9 protein-coding genes are annotated in these 12,143 nt (G+C 53.3%); 7 read left to right on the plus strand and 2 right to left on the minus strand.

From position 1 onward, the window contains the following. Positions 1 to 26: 26 nt before the first annotated feature. The 7 genes from B7988_RS03695 (at position 27) to B7988_RS15380 (ending at position 8,502) form a co-directional block, all read left to right on the plus strand. Entirely contained in the window at positions 27 to 1,091 is a 1,065-nt protein-coding gene (locus B7988_RS03695) for an ABC transporter permease (protein WP_088656873.1), read from the plus strand. An 8-nt stretch (positions 1,092 to 1,099) separates the two neighbouring features. Then, positions 1,100 to 1,885 carry an ATP-binding cassette domain-containing protein gene (locus B7988_RS03700; protein WP_073322353.1) on the plus strand — a complete coding sequence of 262 codons (786 nt, stop codon included), beginning with the start codon at positions 1,100 to 1,102 and terminating at the stop codon, positions 1,883 to 1,885. Between the two features lie 12 nt (positions 1,886 to 1,897). Continuing rightward, positions 1,898 to 2,824, plus strand: a complete 927-nt coding sequence (locus tag B7988_RS03705) for an MlaD family protein (protein WP_088656874.1) — start codon at positions 1,898 to 1,900, stop codon at positions 2,822 to 2,824. A 1-nt stretch (position 2,825) separates the two neighbouring features. Continuing rightward, positions 2,826 to 3,431 (plus strand): ABC-type transport auxiliary lipoprotein family protein, encoded by a 606-nt coding sequence (locus B7988_RS03710; protein ID WP_088656875.1) that lies wholly within the window; start codon positions 2,826 to 2,828, stop codon positions 3,429 to 3,431. 121 nt (positions 3,432 to 3,552) lie between these two features. Continuing rightward, on the plus strand, positions 3,553 to 5,082 hold the full coding sequence (locus B7988_RS15010; protein WP_088656876.1) for a hypothetical protein: 1,530 nt from the start codon (positions 3,553 to 3,555) through the stop codon (positions 5,080 to 5,082). A gap of 155 nt (positions 5,083 to 5,237) precedes the next feature. Further along, positions 5,238 to 7,784: a DNA gyrase/topoisomerase IV subunit A gene (locus tag B7988_RS03720; protein WP_088656877.1), complete on the plus strand. Its 2,547-nt coding sequence runs from the start codon at positions 5,238 to 5,240 to the stop codon at positions 7,782 to 7,784. 589 nt (positions 7,785 to 8,373) lie between these two features. Next, a complete protein-coding gene (locus B7988_RS15380) occupies positions 8,374 to 8,502 on the plus strand; it encodes a hypothetical protein (RefSeq protein ID WP_256375155.1) in 129 nt (42 codons plus the stop codon). Positions 8,503 to 8,540: 38 nt separating this feature from the next. Here B7988_RS15380 and B7988_RS03730 read toward each other — a convergent pair whose 3' ends face one another. Continuing rightward, a complete protein-coding gene (locus B7988_RS03730) occupies positions 8,541 to 10,496 on the minus strand; it encodes an NAD(+) synthase (protein WP_088656878.1) in 1,956 nt (651 codons plus the stop codon). 41 nt (positions 10,497 to 10,537) lie between these two features. Further along, entirely contained in the window at positions 10,538 to 12,064 is a 1,527-nt protein-coding gene (locus B7988_RS03735) for a sigma 54-interacting transcriptional regulator (RefSeq protein ID WP_088656879.1), read from the minus strand. Between the last annotated feature and the right edge of the window lie 79 nt (positions 12,065 to 12,143).

The following is a 12,143-nucleotide window of genomic DNA, read 5'->3' on the forward strand; positions in this document are numbered from 1 at the left end:
TTACCGATTTTCTAGATTTGGCCTTAATGGAAGGAAGAACGATTACACTCCCCGCCACCCTTACGGCCGCAAACAGCAAAGAATTGTTGCGGGAGTGCAGGCGCACGCTCTACAAGGAGCCGCTCAACCTCGACGGTTCTTCCCTCACGCGCATGGACTACAGCGGCGACGCATTCTTTGCGCTCCTTGCCGACTTAAGCGAAAAGAGCGGCAACAAGCTCACGCTCGCCCACTTTAGCGAAGAAATCAAGGCGCAGCTCAGGGCGCTCAAGAAAGAAAAAATTCCCGAAAAAGTCAAGACCGGCTACAGCAACTTCCTCGAAGCCATCGGTGCAAAGACCGCAATCATCGCCAAGGAAGTCGCCGAGGTGTTCATCCTCTTGAACATGTGCATCTACTGGATGATTTGCGGACCTTTCGACAAAGGGCGCAGCAAGTTCGGCGGCACCGCCAAGCAGGTCTTTATGCTCGGCACCGAAGCCACGGGCATCTGCTTTCTGATGGTCGCCCTCATCTGCTTTACCATGGCGCTCCAGAGTTCGTTTATGCTCAAGGCCGTGGGCGGCGGTTCCTACCTCGCCTCGGGGCTTGGCTACCTGATTTTTGCAGAAATCAGCCCGCTACTCACGACGATTATCTTGGCGGGGCGTTCCGGCAGCTCCATTGCCGCAGAAATTGCAAACATGAGCGTCTGCGAAGAAATCAAGGCTATTAAGACCATGGCGATTTCGCCGGTGCAGTACCTGGTGGTACCCCGCTTTATCGCGATGACCATCTGCACGCCGATTCTTGCCTTCTGCGCAGGTATCGCGGGCTGCCTCGCCGGTTTCCTGATTGGCTACTTTTTCTTTGATATTTCGTTTGCGAACTACTTCCAGTCCATTCGCGACGGGATTCCGCCGATTCTTTTCTTAAAGAGCACCGTGAAATCCATCGCATTCGGTTGGCTGGTCACGCTGATTTCTTGCAACAAGGGCTTAAATGCCGAAGGCGGTGCCGAAGCGGTGGGCCTCGCAACAACCTCCAGCGTCGTGGTTTCGATTTCTGCCATCATCGTCGCAGACTGCGCGTTCAGCTTTATATTCTACTAGGGGCAACAATGGACGACATTACACTCAAAGTAGATCACCTGAAAGCCGGTTACGACGGAAAGACCGTTTTGAACGATATTTCGTTCGATGTCAAGAAGGGCGAAATCCGCATGATTCTCGGAAGTTCCGGTTGCGGAAAATCGACGCTCATGAACAACATCCTCAAGCTCTACAAGTCCGAAAGCGGAACCATCACCTATTTCGGCAAGACGTTCGGAGCCAAGGAAGGGCTCGATTTCGAGACTCGCCTGCGTACGGGCGTGTTGTTCCAGAACGGAGCGCTCCTTTCGGATTTGACCGTGGCCGAAAACGCCATGCTCCCGCTGATTCGCAGCATGCCCTACATGCCCAAAAAACAGATGGAAGCGATTGTCGCCGACCGCCTTGAAAAAGTGCACCTGCTGCATGCATTCCACAAGTATCCTTCCGAGCTTTCGGGCGGCATGAAACGCCGCGCGGCCCTTGCCCGCGCCATCGCGCTAAAGCCAGAGTTGCTCTTTTGCGATGAGCCCTCGACCGGCCTCGACCCGGTGACCGCACGCTCCCTCGATGAACTGCTGCTGGAGCTCCGCGACACGCTCGGGGTCTCGATGGTCATCGTGAGCCACGAACTCGAGAGCATCAAGATCGTCTGCGACCGCTTTATTTACCTGAAAGACGGCTACGTGCTCATGGACGGCACCTTGCAGCAAGGGCTTGACAGTGACGACCCGATACTCAGGCACTTCTTCAACAGGCAATGTCCCAAGGAAGAAGACCACAATGAATATTACCATTTTAACTTTATTGACTGATTTGGAGTAACCATGGAAACCACACGTGCCGAAAGAATCAAGATTGGCGCCTTCATGCTCCTCTGCGGAATCATGATTTGCGTGTTCCTGGGCTATGTACTTTCGCGATTCTTGAACAAGGAATTCGACAACTATTATACCATATTCAACGAATCTGTCATCGGCCTTTACAAGGATGCGCAGGTCAAGCTGAACGGTATCGACGTCGGTAACGTGACCGAAATTGCGATCGATTCCTCGAACCTGAACCAGGTGGTCGTCCGTTTCCGCGTGAACAAGGGTACACCCATCAAGCTAGGCACCCGCGCGGGCATGACTCACGGCATATCACTCACCGGCGAAAAGCAAATTGTGCTTTCGGGAGGCCGCTTTGACGAACCCGACGTCGCCGAAGGTGGTTATGTCCCTGCCGAAAAGACGGCATTCGATGCGATCGCCAACAAGACGACCGATATCATCGCTCATGTCGACTCGCTGATGACCAACATCAACAGCCTCTTCTCCGAAGAAAATACGCAAAGCATCAGCAATTCGCTCAAGAATTTCGAAAGTGCTACGCAAAACCTGAACCGGCTGACGCAGAACCTGAACGCGCCCATCAACAACATCTCGAATGCGGCGAACTCGATGAAGAACGTCCTTACTGAAATCGAAGATGCTAAAATCGCGGCAAAGACCAGCGAAAACATGGACCTGGTCAAGGAAAAGCTCGAAGCCATCGATACCAAGGCGATGAACGAGAACCTGACGCAAGCGATGGAATCTATCAGGCAGCTCACGCAGCGACTTGACCAGGTGGTGTACAAGAACCAGGACCAGGTGGGCGACGCCGTCGTGGAACTCAACGCCGTCCTCGAAAACCTCGAAGAATTTACGCAGAAAATCAAGAACAACCCGTCGGTACTGATTCACGCCGAAAACAAGAGCCGGAGAAAATAATATGATCAAAAAGAAAATCATCCTTATTGCATTTGCGGCCTTATTAGCGTTCTCGCTCACCGCCTGCCTGGGCGGCGGTTCCAGCGAACCGACAAAGTATTATACGATTGCGGTCGAAAACATCCAGGCCCCCACATCTAGCGCATACGCCGACAAACGCCTGCAAGTGCGCAAGTTTACCATTGAGCCCGCCTACCAGCGAGCAAACATCGTCTACCGCGAATCCGCCTACGACTTCATGTTCTACGACCTGGACCTGTGGGCCAGCCGCCCAGAACACATGATGGCCCAAGTAGCAAGCGAATACATCGCCAAGAGCGGACTTTTCAAGACTGTAGAAACCAAACCGACTGGCAAGCCCGATTTTGAATTCTTGGGAAACATCGTCGCTATCGAAGAAGTTGATGAAGGTTCTTCGCAGTATGCACGTCTCGCAATGCAGCTGACCTTCCGCAAAACCGAAAGCGACCAAGCCATCTGGGAAAAAAGTTTTGACGAAAAGCTAAGCATGGACAACCGCGAACCGAGAACCACGGCCGAAACCATTTCCAAGCTCTTTGGCAAGTACATGGAAGAGGCTCTCAGCGAAATTTCGTCCCAGAACTAGTAATAAATCTGCGCAACATCCAGAAAAGTGCCTCCCCAAAGGCACTTTTTTTCGTTCGTTTCGTCAAAATCCGTTTACATTGTTAAATTTCGTTAAGATTAACATCCATAAGGAGCACCTAATGAAAACCATGAAACTTTCTGCAATCGTGCTCGGCCTCGCCGCCGCAAGCGCTTTTGCTCAAGCCACCCCGGCTGCTGCCCCTGCCGCAGCACCCGCTACCCAGCCTGCCGCACAACCGGCCGCCGCTCCTGCAGCACAACCCGCTGCCGAAGCCCCGAAGGCTGAAACAGTCCAGCCCGCTACTCAACAAGCCGCAGCTCCGGCTGCCGACACCGCAGCAGTAGCCCCGAAGGCCGAAGAAGCCAAGGTTGCTGAAGAACCGAAAAAGGATGAAGCCGCCAAGGCAGAAGAACCTAAAATTGAAGAAAAGAAAGAAGAAGTTGCCAAGGCTGAAGAGCCCAAAGCCGAAGAAAGAAAAGAAGATGCTAAGGAAGGCGCCTCTTTCGTAGAACGTCTGAACATCACCAAGGCTGACCCCGCCCCCGAAGGCAAGAAGGCCATGGAATTCAAGGTCTCCGGCCAGGCAGAATTTGACACCTACGTCAACTGGCGAAATGACAACGAACGAGACTTCTATCATGATTTCTGGTCTACCGTCGACGTCGATTTCCAGGTAAAGTTTAACGACAAGTGGTCAGCTCAGGTTGAAATCGAAGCCGATGGCGAAGGGACCTCGCCGGAAGTTCACTATAACGGTGCATTCGTTCAATACCAGAGGAACGAAAACTTCGCCATCAAGTTTGGTGACATGACCTATTCCGAAGGCGCATTCGACTACTACGACTATAATGATCCTGCTGACTACGCCGTCGGAATGAAGGAACACGATGTCCGTGGTATCGAACTCGATCTCTACGGCCTGCAGCTCGCCTTTGGCCTTACCCGAAGCGGCGCTGACTACACCTGCAGCAACCAGTACTACGATGCAAACGGCAACCCGATTCCTGCAGATAAGGCCTGCAAGAGCTACGACGTGCATGCCGCTTACCAGTTTGACCTGGCCGGCCAGGCACTCCGCCCGTTCGTTCATTACCAGAACTGGCAGATTGAAGACGAAAGCGAATTCCACGCCGGTTTGGACGCCGCCCTCGAATTCGGTCCCTTCGCTATTCACGCCGTCTACGGGTTGCATAAAGACAACATTACCAAGTCCAATCCGAAATTCACTCATGCCTTCTTGGCAGAACCCACCTTCAAGGTTGCCAACGTAACTGTCAAGGGCGGTTTCTTCTATGCCCTGCTGGACGACAATCTGGAAAAGGCAACGATTCATGACACTGAAATTCCGGAATACATGTTTGCCTACGGCGAAGGCATCATCAAGTTCAACGACGCATTCGCCCTCGGTGCCGTTGGCGAACTGCACTCGAACTCTCTTGATGACGATACCGACCTCGGTTCTTTGAACTTCGGTTTGCGTTCTTACTTCACCCCGGTTGACGGTCTTGACGTTACCGGCTTCCTCATGGCGATTCTCCCCATGGGTGACGACTGGGAAAAGGACGGCCATCAGGCAGCCGTTTCTACGATTGACTACGGCGAAGACGTGAACCTCAAGTTCGGTGTCGAAGCCATCTTCAGCTTCTAACAGGCGTTCTTTTGCCCCTTTGTGCAGTAGTGTCATTTTTTTGACACTACTTTTTTTTATATTGTGTCCGTACGTTGAAATTTAAGCCATAAACGTCATTGCGAGGAGCCTTAGGCGACGAAGCAATCCATAGAGTTTTAATTAGAGTTTAAAATATGAGCGAAGAAACTAAAGATTCGACCCTTGGACTTTCAAACGTTAACCACCTTGAAAAACTCTACGACGGGTGGTTCCTGGACTACGCCAGCTATGTGATTTTGGACCGTGCCGTTCCTTACTATGAGGACGGACTTAAGCCGGTGCAGCGCCGCATTCTGCATTCCCTTTTCGAAAACCACGACGGCCGCTACCAGAAGGTGGCTACCATCGTCGGTCGAACCATGGCCTACCACCCGCACGGCGACGCATCCATTGGCGATGCTCTCGTGGGACTCGGCCAGAAGAATTTGCTGATTGACACCCAGGGTAACTGGGGTAACCCCTTCACGGGCGACCGCGCCGCAGCACCGCGTTATATCGAAGGCCGCCTCACGCCGTTCGCTATCGATGTGGTGTTCAATCCCGAAACAACCGAATGGATTCCGAGCTACGATGGCCGTAGCCAGGAACCGGTGACGCTCCCGGTCAAGTTCCCGCTCTTGCTCGCCCAAGGTGTGGACGGCATTGCCGTGGGTCTTTCGACCTCGATTCTCCCCCACAACTTCCGCGAACTCTGCGAAGCTAGCATCGCGATTTTGAAGGGCAAAAAGTTTACGCTGTACCCGGATTTCTTCACGGGCGGCATCATCGACGTGAGCGACTACAACGACGGCCAGCGCGGCGGCAAGGTCCGCGTGCGCGCGAAGATAGAAAAGGTCGACAACAAGACGCTCGCCATCCGCGAAATCCCCTACGGCACCACCACCGTAAGCCTCATCGAAAGCATCGTGAAGGCAAACGATAAGGGTAAAATCAAGATTAAGCACGTCGACGACAACACGAGTAAAGAAGTCGAAATCCTCGTGCACCTGCAGCCGGGCACCGACCCGCAGGTCGCCATCGACGCCCTCTATACCTTTACCGACTGCGAAAAGTCCATTTCACCCTGCACCTGCGTGATCGTCGACAAGCACCCGAAATTCCTCGGCGTCTCCGATATTCTCCGCATGAACACGGAGCACACGGTCAAGCTTTTGGAATGGGAACTCGCCAACGAACTCAAGCACCTCGAAGACAAGTGGCACATGACCACCCTCGAAAAAATCTTCATCGAAAAGGAAGTCTACGAGGTCATCAAGAAGGCAAAAGACCGCGAACAGATTATCAGCCTCGTGCGCGAAGGACTCACTCCTTACCTCAAGCGCCTACACCGCAAAGAAGTCACTGACGAAGAAATCGGCAAGCTCATCGAAATTCCGATCCGCCGCATCAGCCATTACGACCGCGAAAAGGCCGACCAGCTTTTGAAGGAACTGGAAGAAAGCATCGCCACCTGCAAGTACAACCAGGAACACATTACCGAATACACCATCGAGCACTTCAAGAATATCTTGAAAAAGTACGGCGAAGGCAAGGAACGCCGCACGCAGATTGCGGAATTCGGCAAGGTCGAAGCCGTGCATGTGGCTCTCGCCAACCAGAAGCTTTACGTAAACCGCAAGGAAGGCTTCCTCGGCACCGGCATGAAGAAGGAAGAATACCTCTTCGACGTGTCCGAATATGACGACTTGATCGTGTTCAAGGCCGATGGCAGCTTCAAGGTCGTCAAGGTCAGCGACAAGGACTTTGTGGGCAAGAACATCTTGCTCGTTGAAAAGTTCAAGAAGGACGACGACCGCCACATTTATAACGTGATTCACCAGGACGGCAAGGACGGGGCCTACTACATCAAGCGATTCAACGTGGGTGGCGTCACCCGCGACAAGGATTACTTTATGGGTAAGGGCAAGCCCGGCAGCAAGATTTTGTACATGTCCAGCAACCTGAACGGCGAAGCCGAAGTCGTGGAAGTCACACTCAAGCCGCGTCCGCGCACCAAGCTCAACTTCGAGGTGGATTTCAGCTCCATCGACGTGAAGGGCCGCGGCGCCATGGGTAACATTGTGACCAAGTACCCGGTCAAGAGCATCAAGCGCGTCCGCAAGGGTGTAAGCACCTTGGGCGCCCGCGTTCTCTACTTTGACGCCCTCGCCGGCATCATCAGCACCCAGAAGAAGGGCGACCGCATCGGCGAATTCGGCGAAAAGGACAAGATCCTGATTGTCAAGGAAAACGGTACCGCCCGCGTGCACGACATGGCCGACCCGATTCTCGTGGGTACCGGTGTCAAGTACATCCACAAGTTCGATCCGGAACAAGTCTTTACGATCCTCTACTTCGAAGGCGGCAACTTCAACTACATGGTGAAGCGTTTCAACCTGGAAGGCTGCCCCATGACCACGGAATTCAGCCTCGTGTCCGACCACAAGGACACGCAGATGATTGAATTCTTCGCGACCGAAGACGCCCGCGAACTCATGGAATACCAGGTAGGCCGCGAAGTCCAGAAGGAAGAACTTGACCTCACCGAAGTCGCCGAAGTCAAGGGTTACAAGGCTCTGGGTAGCAAGTTCACCGCGAAGAAGGTGAAGCGCGCCACCCGCATTACCCCACCCGACAGTTTCGACGACGGATCCAGTGAAGACGAAGGCTCCGACGAATCCGACCCGGAACTGTTTGACTAAGTAAAAAGGGGGACGCCTCCCCCTCGCTCCTGCCGCCCGCGGCATCCGCTACCCTCTCGCCTAGGGGTACACCCCTAAAACCCCTTGATAATGCGGGAGGGGCCCCAGCTCGGAGTGGACGCTATGCGTCCGTGGCTACGTTCAGTCATACAGGCAAGTAAACTTGCCTGTGCGACACTCACTTGCACACTTTTGCGAGGGCCGCACGGGCCCCTCCCTGCACCCTCCCCATCCTTGGCCGACGCTTTATTATCGCTTGCTAAGCGATTATCTTCTTACTTGTCTTGCCGGACTCGTTCCGGCACCTCCATTCCTCGCCTACTGTCATGCTGAACTCGTTTCAGCATCAGCATTTCTTTTTTCATTAGTTTATATTTATAGCATGACTGATAAGATGAAAGGTAGGCTATATACATGGTTAGTCTTTACAGGTTTTTACCTTGTAATGACATTATTCTTTTTATGTATAGGAGCCGATTTTTTTCTAATGATCATCCTATTTATCTTTTGGGCCGTCATCACCGGAATAACATGTTTAGTTTTCGGATTTATTCCCAGTAGGGGTAATTCATTTTTTGTAGACAATTATTTGAACGAAGAACCCGTAGATTATCGTGATTCATCCGATATTTTTGACGAAGCTTTAGGTCTAAAGAAGCCCGAAGAACGCGAAAAAACGTTCGACGAGCTTATCGCCAAGAAGCCTAACAAGCAATAGATTGCTTCCCCCTACAGGGTCGCAATGACGTAGTTCAATTACATCCAGTCACTGAAGCTTGAATCGCTGGGCATACGCCAGTCGGCGCGTGGCGACAAGGAGATTGTACCGACTTTCGGGCCATCAGGAATGCAGCTGCGCTTGAACTGTTGCGTAAAGAACCTGCGCACGAATACGGCTAAGGCCTTTTCCAATTCTTCGTCGCTGAACTTGCCGGCAAAGGCATACTTCGCGAGGAACAGGAGCTTTTGCGGAGCGGCGCCGTACTTTGCGAAGTGATACAAATAGAAGTCGTGGATTTCGTAGGCACCCAAGATGCTTTCGGTCTTCTGCGCAATCTGGCCGTTAGAATCGGCAGGCAAAAGTTCCGGCGACACCGGCGTGTCTAAAATATCGCGAAGGACGCTTGCAAGTTCCGAGGCCTTCGCCTTGTCGACGGTAAAGCTTTCGGCATGGTCCGCATACCAGCCCACCACATGGCGCACGAGCGTTTTCGGAATATCGCAGTTCACTGCATACATGGACATGTGGTCAGCGTTATAAGTGCTCCAGCCGAGAGCGATTTCAGAAAGGTCGCCCGTACCGATGACGATTCCGCCTACGCTGTTGGCAATGTCCATCAGAATCTGCGTGCGTTCGCGGGCCTGAACATTCTCGTAAGTCACACTCAGATTCTTGGGATCGTGACCGATGTCGGCAAAATGCTGCAGGCAAGCCTTCTGGATATCGACCGTGCGCAGTTCCGTGCCCAAAAGTTCTGCAAGCGTCACCGCATTGCTCTTGGTGCGCTTGGTCGTGCCGAATCCGGGCATCGTGAGCACCAGGATTTCAGAAGCAGGGCGCTTCAGGAGCTTGAATGTTTCGGCAACAACGAGCAAGGCAAGCGTAGAATCCAAGCCGCCCGAAAGGCCAATCACCGCGCGCGCAGAATGCGACGCTTCGAGTCGCTTCGCAAGTCCTGCGCATTGGATATTGAAAATCTCGGTGCAGGACTTGTCGCGAGTTTCGATGTTGCCCGGCACAAACGGCATCGGCGCCACAAAGCGGTACTTGAGGCTATCAATCGCACGCAGACAAGCGAAACTCGCCGCGCGCGCATAAAAGCTGCGGCTGTCGAAATCCTGGAACGAACCTTCGCTCAAGCGCTGCATGTTCAGGCGTTCCACGTCCACGTCTGCGTAAATAATTTCAGATTCGCGGCTAAACGGCTTGCTTTCGGCAATCATGCTGCCGTTCTCGGCAATCATCAAGTGCCCGCTAAAGACCATGTCCGTCGTCGATTCATGCACGCCCGCCGACGAATAAACGTAGGCCGCCATGCAGCGAGCGGACTGGTTCATCACCAGGTTGCGGCGGTAATCGCGCTTGCCCACCAAGGCATCGCTTGCCGACAGGTTCACAATCACGTTCGCACCGGCCAGGGCAAGTTCGCCACTCGGCGGCACCGCCGTCCACAAGTCTTCGCAAAGTTCCACACCCACGCGGACCTCGGAGCCTTCGCCATTCACCGTAAAGAAGTTCGTCACCGGCACATCGCCAAACCCTTCGACTCGGCAAACCGGCGCAGCCCCTGCCGCACCGCCGCGCAACAAGTCGCGACCACTCGAGAAATGACGTTTTTCGTAGAACTCGCGCTGGTTCGGCAAATGAATCTTGGGCGTCACCGCCACAAGCTTACCCTTCTGCACAAAGGCGGCGCAGTTGTAGAGGCAACCGAACATACGAAGCGGAAGTCCCACCGCAATCACCGTATCGCTATCCGCAAAAGCCTTCGCAATCTCCGAAAGCGATTCCAGGCTCTTTTTAAGCAACAGCTCCTGATGGAACAGGTCACTGCAGGTGTACCCCGTAATGCTGAGTTCGGGGAACACGACAAAGGCCGCTCCCCCGTCAATCGCCTCGCGGGCGCAACGGATAATTTCAGCCGTATTGTAGGCGGTATCGGCGACTTTCAGCGTCGGGCAAACAGATGCGAATCGGTAAAATCCAAACATAACCTAAATATAGATTAGTTCGGGGATTTCTGCGAGGCAGATCAATGTCCGGACTTGATTCCGAGCTTGTTCATGCGGTAATTCATCATGCGCGGAGACACGCCCAAGTCGCGACCCGCGGCAGAAAGGTTACCGTTATTGCGCTTGATGGCCTCGGTAATGATTTCGCGTTCGTAATTGTTCATCATCACTTCGAGCGGAGCGGTCTTGGCAGCCACGGCACCGGAAGGACCGACGCTAAGGCTCGTCTGCAGCGAAGGCGGCAAGTTGTAGCTGTGAATGCAGTCGTCGCTTGCGGTAAGCACCGCGCGTTCCATGCAGTTTTCCAGTTCACGCACGTTGCCCGGCCAGTGGTAACTCATGAGCAAGTTGATGGCCGTCGTCGAAAGGCGAACAATCTTCTTGTTGTAGCGAAGGTTCATCTTTTCGATGAAATGTTCCGCGAGCAAGATGATGTCGGACTTACGCTTTGCCAAGTCGGGCATGGTAATCGGGAAAATGTTCAGGCGGTAAAACAAGTCTTCGCGGAACTTGCCCTGCGCAATCAGTTCTTCCAAGTTACGGCTGGTTGCCGCCAGGAATCGCACATCGGAATGAAGTTCTTCGTTGCTGCCCACACGGCTAAAGGTGCGTTCCTGCAGGAAGCGCAACAGTTTCACCTGAGTTTGCATCGTCAGGTCGCCAATTTCATCGAGGAAGAGCGTTCCCCCGTCGGCAGCTTCGGCACGACCGATACGGCGATTCACCGCACCCGTAAATGCACCCTTCTCGTGACCGAAAAGTTCGCTTTCTACAAGGTTCTCGGGGAGGGCTGCGCAGTTGAGCGTAATGAAGGGCTTATCCTTTCTTGCAGACAAATTTACAATTGCACGGGCGATCATCTCTTTACCCGTACCACTACCGCCACGAATCAAGACCGTCGCATCGCTCGGGGCCACCTGGCGCACCTGTTCGTATATCTGCTGCATTTCGCGGCAGTTACCCACCAGTTCGCCGGGGTTGTTCGAAAGCATATCGCGAAGCTTGCGGTTTTCTTCGAGCATGGCTTCGTGTTCGTTGTGCAATTCAATGCATTCGTTGGCCGCATCGCCGGTGATGTTTGCAATAATTTCGAGGAGCGCCACGTCGCGGTCCAAGTCCGTAGAGCCGTCTACCGGGCGGTCAATCGAGAGCGTTCCGATGACCTGGCCGTCGTGAATCAGGGGCACGCAAATAAAAGCCACCTGGGAGTCATAATGGCGGCTACCCGTACGGTTCAAGAAGCGGGAATCCTTGCGCAGGTCCGGAATCACATGGCTAATACCGCGTTCGGCGACATGGCCCGTAATACCTTCGCCCATACGGTAAAGGCCCTTTTGCTTTTCCGATTCATCGAGCCCGCGGGAAGCTTCAATCTTAAGAGTGTCACCGAACAGGAGCGCAAAGGTCCCGCGCAACATGCCAAGTTCGGATTCCAGAATGCCAAGGACGTTTTCCAGCAACTTTTCCACATCGCGTTCGTGAATAATCGCGACGCTGATCTTCTGGATGACAGAAATTTCGGAACCTATTGGAGAGGGCATGGACATAAGATAGTAAATGATGTGAGATGTGAAATGTCAGATGTGAAATGAGATATGTGAGATGTTTAATTATTCATCACACATT

It is taken from the genome of Fibrobacter sp. UWB1, from assembly GCF_002210325.1.
GTDB lineage: Bacteria > Fibrobacterota > Fibrobacteria > Fibrobacterales > Fibrobacteraceae > Fibrobacter.

Coding starts and splice junctions, on each gene's coding strand:
- B7988_RS03705 (WP_088656874.1), top strand. CDS start 1,898: ATGGAAACCACACGTGCCGAAAGAATCAAGATTGGCGCCTTCATGCTC.
- B7988_RS03695 (WP_088656873.1), top strand. CDS start 27: ATGGAAGGAAGAACGATTACACTCCCCGCCACCCTTACGGCCGCAAAC.
- B7988_RS03710 (WP_088656875.1), top strand. CDS start 2,826: ATGATCAAAAAGAAAATCATCCTTATTGCATTTGCGGCCTTATTAGCG.
- B7988_RS15010 (WP_088656876.1), top strand. CDS start 3,553: ATGAAAACCATGAAACTTTCTGCAATCGTGCTCGGCCTCGCCGCCGCA.
- B7988_RS03730 (WP_088656878.1), bottom strand. CDS start 10,496: ATGTTTGGATTTTACCGATTCGCATCTGTTTGCCCGACGCTGAAAGTC.
- B7988_RS03735 (WP_088656879.1), bottom strand. CDS start 12,064: ATGTCCATGCCCTCTCCAATAGGTTCCGAAATTTCTGTCATCCAGAAG.
- B7988_RS03700 (WP_073322353.1), top strand. CDS start 1,100: ATGGACGACATTACACTCAAAGTAGATCACCTGAAAGCCGGTTACGAC.
- B7988_RS03720 (WP_088656877.1), top strand. CDS start 5,238: ATGAGCGAAGAAACTAAAGATTCGACCCTTGGACTTTCAAACGTTAAC.